The sequence below is a fragment of the Kribbella pittospori genome (assembly GCF_004331465.1).
GTDB lineage: Bacteria > Actinomycetota > Actinomycetes > Propionibacteriales > Kribbellaceae > Kribbella > Kribbella pittospori.
This window is the reverse complement of record NZ_SJKB01000021.1, coordinates 57,065-76,044: the sequence shown is the minus strand read 5'-3', so window position 1 is coordinate 76,044 and position 18,980 is coordinate 57,065. Positions and strand designations below refer to the sequence as shown.

Below are 18,980 nucleotides of genomic sequence, written 5' to 3'. Positions count from 1 at the left end.
CGACGTTCCGGTTCGCCGCCTCGAATGCTGCGGCCATCGCAGTCTGGGACAGGATCGGCTCCAGGATCCTGATCGCGTGCTGCTTCCGCACTCGGCGTCCCAACCTCTCCCACGCCTGCGCGCGGGCGACCCAGTTCGCCTGTGGCATCTGCAGGTTGATGAGAACGATGTTCCCGAAGCCGAATCTCGGGAACAGGGCTGCGACATCAAGCCACCTACTCCAGTCCGCTCCGGTTCTCATCTTGCCGACCTCCGTCTCGAGCACCCGGTGCAGGTCCTCGGCACTCACTGGTTCGTTGCCCACAGCCACCTCCGCAAGATCGGGACGACAGCTGCTCAACGGACGAGGTCCACCGGCTCCTGTCCTGGATCCGGGAATCCAGGGCCGGCTACCGCCCGACGCAAGGTCGTGGGATCGAGGTAAGGGGCAGGGATCCTCCCATGTCGCTTGCCCGCCGGACGGGCGTGGTTCGACGTACCCGTCAGACGACGCGCGATCTCGGACGCGACACCCAGATGTTCGGAGCTCCAGGTCAAGGCGTCGGTCAGCTGTTCGAAATGGTTCGGCAGGTTCGTCCGCACCCACCGAGCCCGCGGATGCATCCCAGTTCGGCCTCGCCGACTCGGGTAGGCCACTTCGAGCATCTTGGCCTCCCGCTGGGGAACGAAGAGGCGACCATGAAGGATCAGGCCTGCGACCGCTTCCTGCTGCTTCCGCGCAACCTGATCCGCTGACCACATGAGCTCATCAACGACATCCAGAAGCCTTGCAGCAACTCGTCCGTTCGGCACCAGCGCGTCGGGCGACAGCAGCCGTCGGTCGTGTCGAACGACGCCGGCAAGTGTGGCTTGCAGCTCGAGAAACACGACTTCGGCGGGTGCGTTGCTTCGCCCGCCAACATCGGACACCCGGCGCCGCCAGGCGTCGGTGACAACCGCAGCACCCGTATCAAAGGCACGCAGTGCCTTCATGAGGGCGGCGAGGTCCAGACGCTGACAGGTATCCAAGTCGGCTGTAGCAGCCTTGCGTAGATGGCTGGCCAGGTGCCATGCGTGGCCGCAGACCGTGCGCAGCTGTGCAGTCGTCGAGCGAAGGTCCCGGGTCAGTAGAGTCCGTGCCGGCACGGCGTCGTGCGCACGCTCCCACCTCGCCGCGTGCCACGAAATCAGCGACAGCCGATCGCCTGGAACTGGTGGTCCTCCCGCGGTGAGACCGCCAAGCGCTCCGAGGCCGGCCCGCCGAGTGTCGGAACGCGCGAGGTGGTCAAGCTCGAGCATAACCGTCAGGAACTGCTGGAACCCTGGAGAGCCGACATGGATGCTTCGCAGTACAACCTTCGCACCAATCAGTGCGATCGCCCCGATCTCAGCTCTCGCGGCCGCCAGATCCTCACGCTGGTCCAGCGCGCTCACCGTTGCAGGATCCTGAGTGGCAAGCATGTCCGCTCCGGCTCCAATCGCCGTAGCCAGACGTCCTAGCGGGCTGTCGGACCCCTTCAGGCGTTGATCCGCGTGCCCGATGCTCACGAGGCCGCCACGCAGCCAACGCAGGTGCCTCACAGTGGCCGCCAGCACGACTTCCCAGTCCGTAATGAGCTCAGGCCCGTCGCTAACGGCGTTCAGGTGAGCGTTCACCGCGGTCCGCCGCGCGGCGCGAAGCAGATCCTCATACGTCGCGCGCATCTCGCACCATCCGGATGTCCGCAGCCGCGGTGCGCACCGCGTCTCCCAGAGCGAGCCGCCAGCTGAGCTCCTCAATCGGCACGTCAAGTTCCTCGACCGCAAGTGCTGCCTGCTCGAGCAGTGCAACTGGATCATCCGCGAGCTCGCCGTCGTTCGACGCGTACGGCGCAATCTCAAGCAACTCGCACAACCGATACCTGCTGAACGCCGTCATAGCCCACCGACCATCACTGGCTGTCGCTTCGAGCGCCTCGACAGTCGCCTCAGTCCGGACAACCAGATCGACGATGCGTTGCAGAACCTCGTCGCCTTTGGACAACTTCCTGTTCACCCTGAATCCTTCCGCCGCGCGCTGCTTGGTCACGTGGTCCGGCGCTGCAGGCCGCTCCCGATCGGCTCCCAGCGCGTGCGCCGTACTTACCGAAGGCACCTGACCCTGCCCCGACCACAGCAACTCAACGGATGCCGACCGCAACTTCTCTGCGCGCGTCCCCACCAGCGCCACGGCAACGCGGGAAGGAGTCACAGGCAGTTGATGAGGCGGGGCTGTTGCCGCGCATCGACACGCATCGCTGCCGTCGCTCCCCGCTGGGGACAACTGCTCCCGCCAGCCGCGAGGGTCGCCGGGAATTGATGCATGGCAAGTCGGTAGATCAGCCCATCGCAGTGGGCCGGCGTGGACACGAGCAGCGTCCGCCCGATCAACCACGGGCGATGTTAGTGCCGACCAACTTCGCAGCGGGGCATGCAACACCAGCTTCTGCGCAAGGCGCCGCCTCGATGCACTTCGAAGATGGTGTAGATCTCTTCTAGCCCCGCGCCTAGTTCGCGAGCAAGGCGACGAATCCGGGCCTGACCTGCGTGTTTGTATCACAGTGTTGCTCGGCCGTGATCGTCGTTTGTCATCGTCTCACGGAGCTGTGACGGAGCAGTCATTTGCCTTGATCAACAGATCTCGCTGAGGTAGTTGCCGTTCAGGACGGCGGTGGTATCCGCCCCGCCGGAACGAGGTCGAAAGAAGCGGAGACTAGCGTCTGGCTGCCAGGCGCCGGTGATAGTGGCGGGTCTGCGCCCACGCTCGCCGGACGAACTCCAACTGCTGTTCGATTCACCGATGGCGCACGGCGTCCCGCGAATGAGTTCTGACGATTCCTGACCAGTCAGCCGAACGCGATGCGTCGGCTGCCTGCGCTGACGACTGATCGTAGGCACTCATCGGACCGGCAGCAACGGGCACTGGAGGCAATCCGAGCCGAGATGAAGAAGTGCGACGTGACGTCCTCCAACTGCCACCCTGAGCGGACCCACCGGCGCCAACTGGCCGCTGCGAGGACGACTAGGCCGCGAGGCCAGCGAAACGCCCGCGAGCTGCTTACTTCAGGAGGCGCTCCTCGACGTGCTCTCTGCCCGGCGGACCGAGCGTAACCATGCCGGTGGCCTTGTTCCACTCGACGTGCCTCGCCTTGTGCAGCTTGTCGAGGACGCGCCGGTAGTTCGGGAGCCTGTCCTGCTCCAGGTACTTCGCGAGATCCATCTCGCTGACCGCCCCGGTCTCGGAGTACAGCAGGAGGAGGGTCTGGTCCGATAGCGACAGCGAGGTGTCGAGCACGCGCCTGACGCCGTCGACCTCCCAAATGACGGGCAGCGTCCGGTCGACCAGCGCGTCGACTACGTCCGCGGCCGTCTTGACATCCGTGCTGTGGAACATGCGGATGAGCTCAGCGACGATCCATTTGGCCGTCGCCAGGACGAGCTCCGCGTCCATGTGGTTGGCGGAGACGTCGCCGCCGACGTGCCCCACGTTCCGCCGATTGCGGACGTCGTACAGGCCGACGAGCACCCTCGGGATGGTGAGCCGCGCCGAGTCTGGGTACGCCGTCCTATTCTCCAGTGCCTTGCAGGAGCCCTCGAAGTTCCGCGGCTTGCCGGCGGTGGCGGCGTAGGCCCCGCCGGACGTGTACCCGTCGAGGATCGTGTAAACAACCTCGGCGAGCCGACCGCCATACAGCTCAGCAGGGCCCCACCGGCCCTCGCGATAGTTGCGCGTGATCAGGTCGAACTCTGCGAGGAGTTCCCCGCGCAGGCCAACGGGAAGCTGGCCCAGGGCGGTCGTCGCGTCGAGGGCCACTACTTCTTGGCCTTCGGCTGCTTCGGCATCTTGTCCGAGATGTACTTCGTGCCGGCCCACTGCACGGTGATCTTGTCCATGTCACTGGTCTCGATCCAGTGATGCACGCTCTTGGTCGCCTGAAGCGTGGTGTCCGGATGCGAGGGCTTATCCCAGTCGGCGTGCAGGAAGACCGCGAGAACGTCGTTCGTGTTGCATGTCTTCCGGTCCATCACGTCGCAGAGATAGTACACCGCCAGCAGGCACTTCTCGTGGTTAGTGGTCGGCTGCTTGTCGGCGATCAACTCGTCCAGCGACTGCTTTCCCTGAGGGGCAAAGTTGAGGTTCGGAGTTGGCGAGTAGCGCTTGGTCGACGGGGCCTTCTTGGGCTTCGCCGCCTTCTTCGCCGGCACACCATCCTCGGTAGCCGGGCCGTCCGCCGGGTCCCCGGGCTTCTCGCCGCCGGAGCCGGCGCCGCCCCGCGAACCAATGCTGGCCACGTCGGCCGGACGCACGCCGAGCGAGTTGATGAGAGCGGCGAATGCCTGCTCCTGTACTTCCTTCGAGTCGAATCCATTGACCGCAGTCGCGATCTCGGGCAGCGCCTTCAGGAGCCGGTCGAAATTGTCCTCCACCATCAGATCACCCTTCTTCGGCGCCCTCCCCCGGGCGACCTGTCGGAATATGGTGGCACACACGGGCCCAAAGCTTCGCACTCGCACGCCGCCCGTGATTAGCAAGTCGCCGGGCTGAGGCTGGAGCCTCGAAGCCGCCGTTCGGGGATCTGAGGCTCCAGCAGTCGGATCTCGCGGCCAGCCATGACATATTCGCCTGCCAGGGCGCTCCGCCGACGCTAGCTGACTTCTGTCTCGGTCAATCCAAGAACCACCCCTCGATTCAGCTAGCTGATTTAGCACCGTCGTCTGGGCAAGTAATCGTTGAGCTCACCTCGGTCGCTCCAGCCAGCCAGCAGACGACCTGCGCGAGGCAGTCCCCCTGGGATGGTTCACGGCGTGCTGCGAGCACGGCAACGTCTTCTGGGCCGATCAGTCAGAACGAGCCTCTCGCCTCTGTCGTCATCGGGCCTTCGCGTCCGGAGCGTCACGACCGCAGTTAGAAGGCGATACCCACAACGTCTTCGATGAAGGCCGACGCCCTTTTGACGCCAGGCCTATATTTCGTTGGGTGGCCGCACCGGTTGCGGAGGTCGAGCCCCTCCTGCAGCGTTCCCCACTCGCCCTTATCGATCAGACCGATTTCGCGGAAGGCCAGCAGTTGTACGACGTCCTTGACGCCGGAGTAATCCTCGATCTTGCCGACATGGCGGGCCTTTGGATCGTGCTTCAGCAGAGCTGCATTGAGTGCGGGGACACCCATCCCGAGCGCCTTGTCTTGAAGCTGGCGGATTGCGCCGGACCACAAGAACACAACGGCGGCCCGCAAGGCGCCCACTCCGTATGCAAGAACTGACTCCTCCAGGTAGCTCCGTACAACCTCGTCGGTGACACCGGCAACCACCGAGTGTATGACTGAGATGTCGTTCTTGACCTCGATCTCGGTGACGTCCTCGACACCCAGCACAATGCGGACATGTGCGATGCCGGACTCCGTGAGGTGCCAAAGGTTGACCTTAGTCAGGGTCTTCTCGCTCGTACTGACGAAATGACCTGACTTGCCAAGAACATCGGCAACGTTCAACGTCTTGGCCTTCGGAACGCGCGCCGCCACCAAGGCTGCCTTCAACTCTGTCGCCGTGCACTGGTCGGTATCCTGCTCGATCTTCAGGTAATACATGGCCGCAAGGCATAGATCTCGACGACTGCCCCCGAGCACGGGATGAACGAACTCAAGCAGGGTTCGCGCCACGGCTAGGAACCCTTCGGCGTCGCGGGCATCTCGTGCTCGACGTGGTTTTCACCTTGAACGACGACCTTCAGGTCGTCTCGCTTCCTCGTGTCGAGCCAGCCCTTGGTGCCAGCCTGCTGAAGCGTGTTGACCAGGTCGGTCGGTACAGCCCAGCCCGCCACCTTGAAGCAGGTGTAGACCTGATCGACGGTCACCGGCGCAGGGACCTTCGTCAACCGCGACAACCAGTAAACGGACACCAAACACTCTACGACCGACGCCGGCTTCTTCGACTCCGAAAACTCCTTGAACGGCGGCGTGCCACCGTTCACCAGGTCGAGGGTCTTGTCCATCGTGAAGGTCTGCTTCACCTTCCCGCCCGAGGCCTTCTTCGTCGGAGATTTCTGTGCAGGTCCTGCGGCAGACTGCACAGACTTCGCGCCAGCGGCGCCTGAGGGCGGCAGCGGATCAACCGCCAAGGCACCAGGATCGGCGTCGGCTTCACCGGACGGTCCCGAAGCGACGCCGAATGCACTCATCAGGGCGCGGAATACCTCGGACTGAACGGATTCGGATGAGAACTTCTCAACGACTTCGGCGATCTGTGGCATGCGATCGAGCAGCTCATCAAGCTCTGCAGCGGACATCAAGGCCTCCTAAAGCGCGTCCATTGCTGATCGTCGCATACGACTGCTCGTTTCGGCGCCCTAGCCCCGTGCACGGCGAACCGGGTCGCTTCCGGCGTGGCGCGTCCCGTGCATCCGGCCCGCAGAGCCGACGGCTTGTTCCCATGCTGCTTCTCGCATTCGCCCGCCGGCCGACTCATAGACCAGCGGCGCGACACCCGACCACGCGCAAGCTTGGCCGCCGACCTAAACCGCAACATGTGCGCACTGGTCCGAGTCGATTTTCTAAGCGACCCCCTCCCCACCATCAGGAATCGTCTGCAGCAACTCAATCTGATGCACCCCCGCCCGGCACTCGGCGCGGGTCGCGTCATCGATGGCGCCGGCGCATGCTCGACCAGCTCTTGCCGATACAGGATTGCGCCGATCACGCGGCATGACAGCGTCGAAGTGTCCCTGATGGCTTGGACGAGGTCGGTATCTCCGAGCGTCCCATACCCTTGGCCATCTCGGTCAACACGCGCGTGTTGCACCCAGCATCGATCATCGCGCGCAGCATCACACGGGCCGACGTCGTGGTCGCCGACCACGCGACAGCCGACAACATGATTGAGGCATGCTCGAGCGTCACTCCCAGCCGGACAGGCTCGCGCGTCCGATCTCCCATCGACTGTGCCCGCTACTGAGATCGGCATCTCCAACCGACGAGTCGGGCACGGCGGTACGAACGATGGCAACATCGCGGGCGGCGTCGACACCGCGTCCGACGCACCCCTGAGCGTCAACAAACCGTGCCTCAGCTTCCTCGATCGCTGCTTGGCGAGCGACGGGTCGATAGCGGTGGCACGGGATGTGATGAGTGCCCGCTGGCTGGACGCCTCACTACTCCGTCGACAACTTCTTCAGGCGCTCCTCACCAGCAGGGGTAATGCGCATCTGCTTGGTCTGGAGACTCTTGTTCACTAGGCCCGACTTGTTGAGGGACCGGTAATTGGCGGTCATGTCGCTGACCGCGATGCCGTCGCCAAGACGGTCGGTAAGCCAAGACAGGTCCTTACCGGTGATGCTCGCGACGCCGAGCTCCTTTGCCTTGGCCAACGCCCACAAGACCTTCTCCGTCCGCTTCTTGACCCTGTGGTAACTGATGACACCTGGCAGCTCACCGTCGATCTCATCAATACCCGCAAAGGCCTCTGGCGTCGAGCTCGGCCTCGTTGATCCGCCACGATTGCCCGATGACCGGCTGGCAGCTCGCGAAGCGCGCAAAGACTCGAACCCCTCCTCCAGGACGTCTTGCGCCTTTCTGGTCACGTAGTACCCGTCGGCGTCATTGCCATCGAGCCAGCCGACGCGCACCGCCTCTCCCAGGTCGCGACTGAAATTCTTCGGCGTCGCCTCGCGAGTCCGCTTAAACAAGCCTTTGATGTCATCCGGCAACACCGTGTCAGCACCATCGGTGGCGTGGAGGTGTACGGCCAGAGCGACGATCCGCTCAGGATTGGTCTTTGCGCCCGACGAATCCAGAGCATCCCGAGGGCTTTGTCCGCCGCGGTTCAACGTCGGACCCTCGGTGAGATGTCCGCGATCACCACCTCCCAGCAGACCGCCTCCACCTCGCGGCACAACTGGCTGATACGTCCCTCCGGCGTCTTCGATCAGCGCCACGATCTGCGCCGCTTGCATCACCGTGATGTCGTCGCTGTAGCTGATCTTGCCCGTCAGCGTGATCTTGACCACCTTCTCATCCTGCATTGCTCCAGAGTACCCCATGTCATCATGTGGCACATGTGCACATGATGTACTGGATTGCGACTCGGCTGACATCCCGATCTGTGACTCGCTGCGCGACTTGTCTCCGTGCCAACCGCAACTCCTCAGGTCCGATGATCAGCGCGACCTTCCGGCCGCTCGTAGAGCTCCGAGCAAGAAAGACCGGAGACGCGTCGGGTGAGACGGCAGAGAAGACGATGCCGAGGTACGGCCGGGCGCGACCTCTGGATGAGGGCGATCACGTGGAACTGGCAGCAGCAACATAGAGAACGGCAGGATGTCGGTCTGACCGTCCAAACCGAGGTCAATCTTCCGCCTGACGGTGACACCAAGACGCATGGCGCCATCCTCGTCAGCATCAAGAAGCACCTAATGTCCTGAGTCATTCGCTGAACCGCTTTGAGAACGCCGTGCGCTCCATCGCCGCACAACCAATGGCCTCTCCCTCTGCTGATAGTGAAAATCTCGAGCGCATCGAGCCGCACCCGTTCGATGGGCGGAACATCCGCTGTCACCTCCCTGGAACGGAGCGGCATCTCTTTGACGACGGCCACTGGGAGCAGGCGGTTCTTGAGGCATCCAAGTACATCAAGCACGAGGCCAAGTGCATCAGCGGGGTTGTGCGGCAAGACCGGTTACGCCTAATGATGAACGCTTCAATGAGACAACGCGAAAGGCGGATCTCAAATCTGCTCGTGTCGACGACCAGCAAGGCCATAGGTCCATCATCGCTGGGGCTGCCGCCGGTACCCCGCGGGGTACAAGATTGATCTCAGCGACACTCGATGATGCCCTGGACTATCTGGCGACTCGCGTCGCTTCTACGACAGCGACTCGACGCTACGAGTCTGCGCTAGGACCTCCACTCCTGGCCGCTGAGGAACGCGCGATCTCGAGTCATGGCGGCGTCGTTTCAGTGGCGCTGGCAGTTCCTGTGGTACCCGGAGCCGCGTCTGGTACATCGCCACGGTCGAGTCGGCAATTTGGCATGCCGACCTATGAGCAATCCTGGAGCCGGCTGAGGTGCGCTGTTAGTGAGTTGCTGGCCGGCCGTCAATGAGCCACCAACTCATTCTGTACCACGACATTACGGTTTGGATCGTGACGTAGTCCACCAACGACTGGGCGGACTCGAGCGGTAACGGCACCTGGTCGAGGTTCCCCGTCCATTCGGCAACAGCTTGCCGCACTCGGGGCGCCCGCGATCGACATGCCTCTGCGACTGCCGCGAGGTGGGCAGCCAAGCCGTTGTACGGGACTAACGCGGTTTCACCTGAATCGCGGAAGACTAGAAGATCCTCAAGGATCTGGCCGAAAGACTCGAACATGACTTCTGGCCCGGCTGGATTTCCCCTGCCGATCATTCCAGCTGTCTGGTAGGTCCAAACCGCGTGCCTACCCATCGCCTCAGGTGACACGTGCCCCGATCTCGCGATGACTTCCACTTGCATCTGAGCAGTTTCGAGCTCTCGGAGCGTATGAAATGCCGGAGCGGCATAACGCACGACGGCTTGGCCCGCCAACGCCAACTCGAGCTTCCGCAGGACCTGATGCTGGTATCGCTGCCGTTGAAAACGATAGTAGGCACCACCCCAGAGGCTCCATTGCTTGGCTCTCGATCCATACAAGAACTCGGCGCGCTTGAACTGGAGTATGAGACTGAGCGGATATGTCGGGAGCTGATCGCGCCTAGGCGCCAAACTCGGCCAGTGTTCAGGAACAAGTCTCACTCCCCGAGGACGAGGGGCTCCAAGCACTTGCCAGATTGGATGTTCATGGCCAGGATCATGCGCAGCATCGAACCCCGTCAGTTTCTCAAGGACTTGCCCTGGAGAGAAGACAAGTTGGCTTGCGCCGACGCCATAAGCAAGCTCGAGATTATAAGCAGACTCGTAGGTTTTCTCTTCGAAATCAGCGACCGCCACGAGATCAGCATCGCTGATCGCTCAGCCGAGGTCCAGCGCTGAAGCCGTCCGCTCATCTCTCTCATTTCTAGGTCAGTGCCCAGCGTTCGCGCGAGAAACCCTGTCCGACACCGAGCAGTCCGGCCACCAATGACAGCCTAGGGTCGAGCCTAACCACCAGACTGATGCCGTGGATAGCGACAGCGCAGGCACGACAAACCGTCACCGATCCACCGTATCTGTGGGTAACGATGGCGGAGCCGTCGGCCCTCCCGCCAATCGCGGGTCAGTTGGGGCGCGCATAGCGCGCGTCCGAGGAGCGGAGCGACGCAGGACGCGCCTGCATTGCGCGGATCACTGCCCGACTCGCATTCGGAGCCAGCTCGGCCGATCGATCCCACAACAGCTCGCACCGCATCCTCAATGCGGCGTCGCCAAGCCTGACGCCCTCCCTCGAGCGGCCCCGGATGAACCTCGACCCTCCGTGTGGAGGCAGTTAGTGGACTAGCGTGCGTCTGTGACGAACGAGTTGAGCCTTAGGGATGAGCTAAGACGTCTTCAACGACTCGACAAGCCTCAGCGCGCGGGCTACGAGTTCGAGGACCTGGTCGCAGGTCTGTTCCGGCGTGAACATTTCTCAGTCGAGCGACACGCCCGTGCTGCGGCACCTCGACAGACCGACCTGTTCGTGAAGCGATCGAACGATGTTTATCTGGTTGAGACGAAGTACCGACGCACTCGTGCCACGATCGACGACGTCGACTCCTTGTTCACTCGGCTCGACGCGACTCCATCGGACGTTATCGGCATCCTCTGCAGTCACGCCGGGTTCTCTAAGTCGGTGGTCAAGCGCGTCGAAGAACGCTCAAGTCGGCCAGTCCTGCTTATCAGCGGCAATGAACTCGACGCCGTCGCCGACGGCATCGAGAGCTTTCCTGGGATGCTTCGGCGGAAGCGAGCCAGTCTGCTGACCCATCGCGAGGTCGAGCTCGATCGCGTCCACCACATCCCAGCGAAGCGCAGGCCGCCGGTCAATCCGCTGCCTGCGTCGGACGAGCAGTTCGTCTTGCTGGACGGACGACGGACCGACGTGCTGGCCTCCGGTGGTGACTTCGGCCCTCTCATCTTCACGCTCGACCTGATCGACATCGATTGGGTTCCCGCCGGTGGCGTTGGGGTGTCGGCCGATATCGACCTGGATGTCGAGAACGAGCATGAGCTGATAGCCGTCATCCATGAACTGACGCACCTCGGCTGGACCACTCCCAAAGCTCGCTGGACCATCCAGCAGGGGACCGTAAACTGGCACGGATCCGGAACCCGATCCTTCGCCGACCAGCTCGTCTCGTGGCGGGAGCGGTATCGGCCGGTGAAATCACTCCACCACACCGAGGAGTTCAGCTACCTCGATGTCTGCGACGGCGGGCTCTACACTCTCACCGGCTCGATATCGGCGTCGGAGCGCCGACGGGTAGGCCACACGAACATCTCGTTCCAGCTGACCGGGATCCCGCTCGACACCTCACCGCTGAAGCACCTGTGCGACACATTCGATGTCCGCTCGCCAGTCTACTTCCGTCCAAAGGACGAGAGAGCGATCGCCACCGTTCACTCCGACGGTCCGCCGCGGAAAATCGTCAAACCCTTAGCGTTTGTCATCAAACCCGCCGACCCCAACGACCCAACTGAGGAAGACTGGGTCGCCGGCATCGTGATCAAGCACCCGGGGTACTTGCGATCCCCCGCCCGGCGGAACACTTGGTTAGACGGGAACGTCTCAGGCAGCGAGTACCTAATCTGCCATCTCCGCTCATGGCATCCATGGGGACACCCGGTTAAGGCATACAGGCTTTGGCACGCCCAATCGACTTGGACCTCAGATGCACAGATCGTGCGCCCAGTAGCCGATTGGGACGACAAACGCACCCGTCACAGCCACTCGCGCGGCCCAGATGCCCAGACGAACCGCCCGCAGCGGAGTCCGGGAAATCGCCGCTAGCCCGGCGATGCATCTGCGTGTCACGCATACAGATACGCACTCGCCTTGAGCCGCCAGTACGGGCCTGGGTTCGCTTTACCCAGACGCACCACCGTTACACATCTTGCACTTAAGGAGCTGCCGCCTACCGTGTGGACCCGATTGGTCATCGGACCGGTCAACCGTTGACCGTTCGTGGACCACCCAGGTGCATTACCGGACGGCATTCCCCCGCGCGGGCCGTCGTGCTGAGCATCCACAGGCTTAGTGCCGGAGATGGCTACAAGTACCTTCTGCGGCACATCGCGGCCGGCGATGTTGACCGGCGTATGGCGACCCCGCTGACGGCGTACTACACCGCCTTTGGATACCCGCCGGGACGTTGGATGGGCAGTGGTCTTGCAGGTCTCGGTGACGGTGAGCTTGTGCCTGGGGGCGAGGTCATCGAGACACAGATGAGCGCCCTCTTCGGTCGCGCTGAGGACCCGGTGAACGGTCGAATGCTGGGGCGTCGACTCCCGGTCTACAAGGCCCCGTCGGAGCGGATTCAGGACCTGATTCGCGCTCTCGACCCAGCCCTGGATGAGGCAGATCGGCAAGACGCGATCGCGCAGATCCAGAGGAGTGAGATTCGGCAGAAGACGCGACAGGCGGTCGTCGGCTTCGACCTCACGTTCTCCCCCGCCAAGTCCGTTTCAGCGCTCTGGGCGACAGCGGACGTGGGTGTGCAGGAGCAGATCGTTGCCGCGCACCACGAAGCCGCGAGCGATGTACTCGGCTTGATCGAGCAGCATGCGGCGTTCACCAGAACGGGCGATCAAGGCATCGCCCAGATCGATACCCGCGGCCTCATCGCCGCTGCCTTTGACCACTGGGACACCCGAAGCGGCGACCCCCAACTCCACACGCACGTCGTGGTCGCCAACCGAGTACAGGGTCTCGACGGCGCGTGGAGAACGCTTGACGGGCGGGTCCTGTATCGCTCGGTTGTCGCGATGTCGGAGCTCCACAACGTGTTCCTCGCCGACAATCTCGCTCGACGCCTGGGCGTGAATTGGGAACTGCGCGAACGCGGATCCCGGCGAAACCCGGCCTTCGAGATCGACGCTGTACCCGACGAGCTGATCCGTGAGTTCTCCGCCAGAACCGAACGGATCGAAGCCAACCTCGCAGCACTTCTCGACGAGCGCGGAGACGACATCCACCCACCAGGCCGCCGCGAGATGTACGTCCTCCGGCAGCAGGCAACCCTCCTCAACCGGCCACCGAAACACCTCGCGCGCCCGCTCGCGGCGCTGATGGCCGGGTGGCGGACCCGCGCCGATCAGGCAATCGGCCACGACGCAGTGCTCGCCATTCAACGCTCGCTCGATCACTCCGGCGAGCGCCCGTTGGCCGCCGCAGACCTGAGTGCAGAGACGGTCGAGGCGTACGGCGCCGCGACCGTCCTCACACTGCAGACCAAGCGCGCGACCTGGACTCGATGGAACCTCCTCGCTGAGGCGGCACGTCAAACGCGGCTGCTCAGGTTTGTGTCATCCGCTGAGCGGTTCGCCGTATTCCAAGCCATCGTCGAAGCCGCCGAGCAGCACTCGATCAGCCTGACTGCGCCTGAACTGGTGCCGATCCCGATCACGAGAACGAGCGGCGAGAGCATCTTCACGATCCACGACGGCGAGATCTACACGTCACCCGTGATCCTCGGAGCGGAGGCAGTGCTCCTCGACTTGGCTCGCGATTGCAGCGGACCAAGGGTCGAGCACGGCTCACTAGCTACCGCGGGTCTCAGCGCAGACAAGGTCCGCGCACTCCACCGAATCGCGGCTAGTGGGCAGAAGCTCGAGGCTTTGATCGGCCCCGCGGGGACCGGCAAAACTAGCCTGTTGTCAGCCCTCACAAGCAGCTGGCAGTCCGTTCATGGCGAAGGCTCGATCATCGCCCTCGCCCCCTCCTCAGCCGCCTCGACCATCCTGTCCGACGCTATCGGCACACCAAGCGAGAACATCGCGAAATGGATCTACGAGTCAGCCGGCCTGGGCGCCGAAGGACGCCGACAGCGAATCGCGCAAACTGAATATGCCGCCAATCTCGCTCACCGGGCCGGCCGCCGACGCCGCCACCAACGCCTGACCATCCTGCTGGCCGCACTCCACGCCGAAAACGACCGATGGAGCTTCCGCAAGAACCAACTCATCATCGTCGACGAAGCCTCCATGGCCAGCACCATGGAACTCGCTACCCTCGCCCGCGCGGCCGACGCCGCAGGCGCCAAGCTCCTTCTGGTCGGCGACGACGCCCAACTCGGCTCCGCCGACACCGGCGGAGCGTTCCGACTCGTTGCCCGCGACACCAATGCCGCCGAGCTCAGCGACGTCTGGCGCTTCCGCAACCACTGGGAACGCGACGCAAGCCTCGCCCTGCGCCGCGGCGACACCACTGCGATCGACCAGTACGACGACCACAACCGCCTCACCGCCGGCTCCACCGACGAAATGGAAGACGCCGCTTACAGAGCCTGGCTCATCGACACCACCGCCGGCAGAACCAGCCTCCTCATCGCCGCCGACAACGCCACCGTGGCCCGCCTCAACGCCCGCGCCCGCCTCGACCGCATCACCACCGGGGAAGTCGAACCCGACGGCATCGAACTCCACAACGGCAACCACGTCGGCCTCGGCGACCACATCGTCACCCGCCTCAACAACCGCCGCCTCCGCTACAGCGAGACCGGCTTCGTCCGAAACGGCAGCGACTGGACCGTCATTCACCGCTGGCCAGACGGCTCCCTCACCGTCCAAAACAGGGATGACAGAACCGTCACACTCCCCAGCAGCTACGTCCAGGAATCCGTCGAACTCGCCTACGCCACCACAGCCCACCGTGCCCAAGGCGCCACCGTCGACACCGCCCACCTCATCGTCACCGACCGACTCACCCGAGCCCTCCTCTACGTAGGCCTAACCCGCGGCCGCCACACCAACCAGGCCTACGTCACCACCCACCAGACGACCTCGGACCTCCACGAACCCCATGCCGAACAATCCATTCAAGACGTCCTAGAAGCCGTCCTCAACGATCCCGGCACAGAACAATCCGCCCACGAAGTCCTCCGCCAAGAACTAGACAACGCCACCCGACTGGACCGCCTAATCCCCATTCACGAGCACCTCTGCCAGCTAGATGCAAGAAGACGCTTCGCGGCCGCTGTCGATGCCAGCGGACTGGACTCCGCCGATCGTGCCGCCGTCCAAGCGTCCCCGGCCTACGGTGCATTGGTAGGCGAACTCCGTCGAGCTGAGAACGCCGGCCTCGAGGTTCCAGATCTGCTGCGCAGCGCGGTCAACCAGTCGTCCCTGACCAGCGCCAACGACCTCGCCGCAGTCATCCACACCCGACTCGAGCGCCTCGTTACCAGATCCACACGCCGGACCGACCAACGTCCATCGACCATCGCCGGCCTGCTCATCCCATCAACGTATGTCAGCGACCCGCTCCTGGTCGCCCCGCTCCGAGAGCTCGAGTCCCGGATCGCGCAGCGCGCCGACTGGCTAGCCGAGAACATAGAGCGAGAACGCCCACCCTGGCGCCACGACTTGCTCCAGTTACTTCAGCACCAATCCGCCCAAGAACGAGCCACTTTCGTCCGTCAGGTCGCCGTCTACCGAGAGCGCTTCAATGTCCGAGGGCACACGCCACTCGGCGATCCGCCTCCAGCAAGTGCGTCCGCCCAACTTACCCACTATTCCCGCCTACGTTCGGCCCTCCCCGCGCTGTCCGACCACCCGCATGACTCTCGACTCCACACAGCGGCAACGCAGATCCCGTTGCCTCAGCCTCCCGAGCAGTAGACGGGATCTTCGCCGTCCCATGAACGGCATGAAGGCGCGACCTGTCACGATCACAAGGGCTCGTGCACATCTCAAGCGTCGAAACGGAAGGCTTCCAGCCAGTCGGGCCACTGCACGCACGGTGCGCTGGCTGCGCCACCATTGACGGCCACCGCGTAGAGAGCGGTCAGCTCGCGATCGATGGCGGCTGCGCCAGAACCTCTGGACCGGCCCCAGCCACCTGGTCTGCGGGAGCCGTTCTCATCCGCTGCATCCACCACCGGCCGCCGGCGTCCATCCACTCATGGACCGGATCTCCATCGCGGTGCACACTAGTGACCTGCCACATGGGGGGAGACCATAGTGACTGAACTGAAGACGGCATCTGGCCCGAAGTCGGCACCTGCGCCGCCGTCGTGGGATCTTGCGAGGAATCGCTACGAATTCAAACTGCCCGCCGGCGGCGCTGACTTCAGCACCCTCGTAGCAGCGTTTGCTTCGATAGCGACGGATGACGCCACATTCACGCTAACTGCAACGCACGAGGACCACCGTGTGGTGCAACGCAATTGGACCGGTCGATGTACGGCCGACGAGTTCGCTCTCATGCTTGCAGAAGCGCGCAGATTCGTGCTCCAAGCGACCTACAGTGATGGCTCCAGACTCTGGTACGACTCCGTCGGTACGGAACGCTGGCGCTGGAGTACGTCCGGCGCGGCGCAAGACGCGGCGCTTGAGTTCAGAAGGACTGTCAAGCGACGCACTCGGCGCCGTCGATTCAGCCTGATCTGGCCGTGGAGCGTGCTACTGGCAGGGCTGCTGATGTACGGAGCGTGGGGCGACGAATCGCCTGCAGCAGACCCGAACGACCCGCCCGTCTACAACTACACGGGACCACTTTGGTACACGCTGATCTGGACCATGATCGCTGTCACAGGCGTCGTCGCGATCTTCGCATCCGATTGGACCGGATACGGCCTCAGCAAGCGACGTTATCTTCGTCGGCTGTCTTCAGATCGGTCTCTCAAGTGGCGCCGCATGTTTGTCATCAAGCCCGTGGACGTCACGAACCAGATTGGCATCGGACTTGTGCTTGGGCTGCCGGCTGGCGCGTTTCTGGCGTTCTTGATCGCCAGGTGATCAGCGGCGGCCATCCGGCCAAGCAAGTTGCCGGCGCCCAAGGTGGTGGCTCCCCAAGGCTGGTCACTGCCTCCATCGTCGGCCGATCATGAGCATGGAATGTCAAGAACTCCCGACCCACTAACAGGACGCCACGCACTGGGTCCTGTTGGCATTCGCGACGAGGCGAAGGATGCCTAACCGTTAATGCGATGGCACTCGCGAATGGGCCGGGCGGTGGGCGGTTCGGGTGCAGCCGAGGAGGGAGGTCCAGTCTCGGAGGCGGCGGACGGCGAGGGTTAGGTCTCGGTGGAAGGCGAGGGGGTCTGAGGGAGCTGCGTCCTCTTGGTAGCAGGCTTCCCAGAAGGTGCGCAGGGCGGAGAGTTCTTCGAGTACGGCGCCGTGTTCGGGCCAGCAGGGTGGGATGACTTTGTGGTCGAGGCCGTAGCGGGACGTGGCCCAGGTGACCCAGTCGGAGAGGCGTTCTAGTTCCTCTTGGGTGCTGGTGGGGTCTAGGTCGCGCCAGCAGATGACGAACGGGTCGGTGCCGGCGGTGAGGGCGAGGGCTCTGGCCAACTCCTCGTTCGGGTTCATCGGCGCTTGGTCGCTTGGTCGATGCTGCGGCGGATCTTGTCGGCGTCGGGACGCTCGGTCCACGGGGTCATCCTGAGGAGGATGGGTGGGGCGGTGCGGGCAAGGAGGATGCCGGTGCCGAAGGGGAGGGTGCGGATCACGTCGGGCGGGAGGATGGGGATTCGGCGGGTGCTAGTGGAGATGGTGCGGCCGCCGTCTGCCCCGCGGCTCCAGTTGCGGATCTCTTCGTCGCGTTCGCCGCAGACGGCCGCAAGGTCTTGGAGGTCGCGGGGTTGGGCGGAGCCGCCGAGAATGAGGCGGAGGGTGGCCGCGTCCCACATGGCTGCGGCTGCTTGTTCGCCCCAGCGTTCACGGGCTTGGGCAAGTGATTGGATGACGACGAGGGTGGAGATTCCTGAGCCTCCGCCGTCGGCCATGAGTGATGGCAGGGAGGGTACGGCGCAGAGGTTGGCGATCTCGTCGAGGACGAGGGCCAGTGGTGGTTCGAGGCGGCCGCCGGGATTGTGGGCGGCGAGTTGGCGGGCCGATTCGGTGATGTCCTCCAGGAGCGCAGCGATGAACGCGGAGGTCGCGCTGGCGCCGGCTCCGGTGCCGAGGAGGTAGATGGTGCCGCGTTCTCGGATGAAGCTTGCTGGGTCGAGGCCTTTGCCGGGCGGCGGATCAAAGGAGCGTCGTACGGCTGGATCCGCGAGGGCCGACAGGGCTGAGCGGACGCCGGCCCAGATGGCGTCGCGGGTGCGGCCGTCCATGCGGACGATGCCGTCGAGAGTGTCGCCCCAACCTTCGGCGGCGTCGGTTGATCGGTTGAGGATGGTGACGGCTTCGATGGCCGAGGCTGGTTCGAGGCCCCATCGGTAGAGCTGGGCGATGCCGGCGTCATCGATGGCGGCAGCGTGGAGCAGCCCGCGGAGTGCCATCTCGGTTTGGCCGTGCCAGAACGCTCCATCGCTGACGTTGCCTTTGGCAAAGCCTGCTCCTGCGGCCAATCCGCTCGCACGGACCATCGCAGTGGTCGGGTTTTCGCAACCGCGGACCGGGGACCAGCGGATGCCCTCAACCCGGCCGAGTCCTTGCGGGTCGAAGATCGCGACAGGACCGATGGCCCGGCGGAGCTCGAGGGTTGCGGCGAGGTTGTCCGGCCGGGTCGACGTCGTCACGACGGCGCCCGGCGCATCGATGATCGCGCTCATGATCTGATGGAGTCCCTTGCCAGACCTTGGCGGTCCGACATCGATCATCGAATCCTCGACCGATGCCCAGCACTCGCGGCCGCGGGAGCGACCAAGGAGCGTGCCAACCTCGGCCGGTCCGCTTGTCGAAGCGAGTGGACGGGCTGATCGCCCGCGCCGTGCGACCTGGCGGCGACCGACTGCGGCCTCGACATCTCCTTTGGAAGCCAGTCCAGGCCGGGCGGCAAGAGCTCGCGCGCGACTGGTCGACGTCGCCCGCCGGCCATGCCACCACCGCAGCGCCGCCAGAGCGGCGGCCAGCGGCAGACAGATCAGTCCCGTCAGAACAAGCCAGTAC

The 18,980-nt window shown here is 63.9% G+C and carries 13 protein-coding genes; 4 read left to right on the top strand and 9 right to left on the bottom strand.

All coding sequences use genetic code 11. The features are described from left to right. Nucleotides 1-336: 336 nt before the first annotated feature. The 7 genes from E0H73_RS40090 to E0H73_RS40060 all read right to left on the bottom strand — a co-directional run bounded on the left by E0H73_RS40090 (nucleotide 337) and on the right by E0H73_RS40060 (nucleotide 8,013). Complete coding sequence (locus tag E0H73_RS40090) at nucleotides 337-1,683, bottom strand: hypothetical protein (RefSeq protein ID WP_131365593.1); 1,347 nt, start codon at nucleotides 1,681-1,683, stop codon at nucleotides 337-339. Further along, the gene (locus E0H73_RS40085) at nucleotides 1,667-2,014 is read right to left on the bottom strand and encodes a hypothetical protein (RefSeq protein WP_131365591.1); all 348 of its coding nucleotides are present in this window, start codon (nucleotides 2,012-2,014) and stop codon (nucleotides 1,667-1,669) included. Before E0H73_RS40085 ends, E0H73_RS40090 begins: the two co-directional genes overlap by 17 nt. Before the next feature lie 1,041 nt (nucleotides 2,015-3,055). After that, a complete protein-coding gene (locus tag E0H73_RS40080) occupies nucleotides 3,056-3,811 on the bottom strand; it encodes a hypothetical protein (RefSeq protein ID WP_131365588.1) in 756 nt (251 codons plus the stop codon). Beyond that, nucleotides 3,811-4,428 carry a hypothetical protein gene (locus tag E0H73_RS40075; protein ID WP_131365586.1) on the bottom strand — a complete coding sequence of 206 codons (618 nt, stop codon included), beginning with the start codon at nucleotides 4,426-4,428 and terminating at the stop codon, nucleotides 3,811-3,813. The genes E0H73_RS40080 and E0H73_RS40075 overlap by 1 nt, the downstream gene beginning before the upstream one ends. 475 nt (nucleotides 4,429-4,903) lie before the next feature. Then, entirely contained in the window at nucleotides 4,904-5,584 is a 681-nt protein-coding gene (locus tag E0H73_RS40070; protein WP_131365585.1) for a hypothetical protein, read from the bottom strand. Nucleotides 5,585-5,658: 74 nt separating this feature from the next. After that, on the bottom strand, nucleotides 5,659-6,282 hold the full coding sequence (locus E0H73_RS40065; protein WP_131365583.1) for a hypothetical protein: 624 nt from the start codon (nucleotides 6,280-6,282) through the stop codon (nucleotides 5,659-5,661). An 861-nt stretch (nucleotides 6,283-7,143) separates the two neighbouring features. Further along, on the bottom strand, nucleotides 7,144-8,013 hold the full coding sequence (locus E0H73_RS40060; RefSeq protein ID WP_131365582.1) for a hypothetical protein: 870 nt from the start codon (nucleotides 8,011-8,013) through the stop codon (nucleotides 7,144-7,146). A gap of 1,793 nt (nucleotides 8,014-9,806) precedes the next feature. On the opposite strand from E0H73_RS40060, the gene E0H73_RS40055 reads away from it, so the two are divergent. The 4 genes from E0H73_RS40055 to E0H73_RS40040 all read left to right on the top strand — a co-directional run bounded on the left by E0H73_RS40055 (nucleotide 9,807) and on the right by E0H73_RS40040 (nucleotide 16,880). Next, a complete protein-coding gene (locus E0H73_RS40055) occupies nucleotides 9,807-9,998 on the top strand; it encodes a hypothetical protein (RefSeq protein WP_131365580.1) in 192 nt (63 codons plus the stop codon). Between the two features lie 454 nt (nucleotides 9,999-10,452). Beyond that, nucleotides 10,453-11,934 carry a restriction endonuclease gene (locus E0H73_RS40050; protein WP_131365578.1) on the top strand — a complete coding sequence of 494 codons (1,482 nt, stop codon included), beginning with the start codon at nucleotides 10,453-10,455 and terminating at the stop codon, nucleotides 11,932-11,934. A gap of 224 nt (nucleotides 11,935-12,158) precedes the next feature. Further along, a complete protein-coding gene (gene mobF, locus E0H73_RS40045; RefSeq protein ID WP_165556026.1) occupies nucleotides 12,159-15,761 on the top strand; it encodes a MobF family relaxase in 3,603 nt (1,200 codons plus the stop codon). A gap of 342 nt (nucleotides 15,762-16,103) precedes the next feature. Further along, nucleotides 16,104-16,880, top strand: a complete 777-nt coding sequence (locus E0H73_RS40040; RefSeq protein ID WP_131365574.1) for a hypothetical protein — start codon at nucleotides 16,104-16,106, stop codon at nucleotides 16,878-16,880. A 183-nt stretch (nucleotides 16,881-17,063) separates the two neighbouring features. On the opposite strand, the gene E0H73_RS40035 is transcribed toward E0H73_RS40040, so the two are convergent. Both E0H73_RS40035 and E0H73_RS40030 read right to left on the bottom strand, forming a co-directional pair. Then, nucleotides 17,064-17,453 (bottom strand): hypothetical protein, encoded by a 390-nt coding sequence (locus tag E0H73_RS40035; RefSeq protein ID WP_131365573.1) that lies wholly within the window; start codon nucleotides 17,451-17,453, stop codon nucleotides 17,064-17,066. After that, complete coding sequence (locus E0H73_RS40030; protein ID WP_272949190.1) at nucleotides 17,450-18,691, bottom strand: type IV secretory system conjugative DNA transfer family protein; 1,242 nt, start codon at nucleotides 18,689-18,691, stop codon at nucleotides 17,450-17,452. Before E0H73_RS40030 ends, E0H73_RS40035 begins: the two co-directional genes overlap by 4 nt. Nucleotides 18,692-18,980: the final 289 nt, after the last annotated feature.

Excerpts from the sequence above, each read along its gene's own strand:
- E0H73_RS40090 (WP_131365593.1), bottom strand. The coding sequence starts at position 1,683 with ATGCGCGCGACGTATGAGGATCTGCTTCGCGCCGCGCGGCGGACCGCG.
- E0H73_RS40075 (WP_131365586.1), bottom strand. The coding sequence starts at position 4,428 with ATGGTGGAGGACAATTTCGACCGGCTCCTGAAGGCGCTGCCCGAGATC.
- E0H73_RS40070 (WP_131365585.1), bottom strand. The coding sequence starts at position 5,584 with ATGTATTACCTGAAGATCGAGCAGGATACCGACCAGTGCACGGCGACA.
- E0H73_RS40065 (WP_131365583.1), bottom strand. The coding sequence starts at position 6,282 with ATGTCCGCTGCAGAGCTTGATGAGCTGCTCGATCGCATGCCACAGATC.
- E0H73_RS40060 (WP_131365582.1), bottom strand. The coding sequence starts at position 8,013 with ATGCAGGATGAGAAGGTGGTCAAGATCACGCTGACGGGCAAGATCAGC.
- E0H73_RS40055 (WP_131365580.1), top strand. The coding sequence starts at position 9,807 with ATGGCCAGGATCATGCGCAGCATCGAACCCCGTCAGTTTCTCAAGGAC.
- E0H73_RS40035 (WP_131365573.1), bottom strand. The coding sequence starts at position 17,453 with ATGAACCCGAACGAGGAGTTGGCCAGAGCCCTCGCCCTCACCGCCGGC.
- E0H73_RS40030 (WP_272949190.1), bottom strand. The coding sequence starts at position 18,691 with ATGATCGATGTCGGACCGCCAAGGTCTGGCAAGGGACTCCATCAGATC.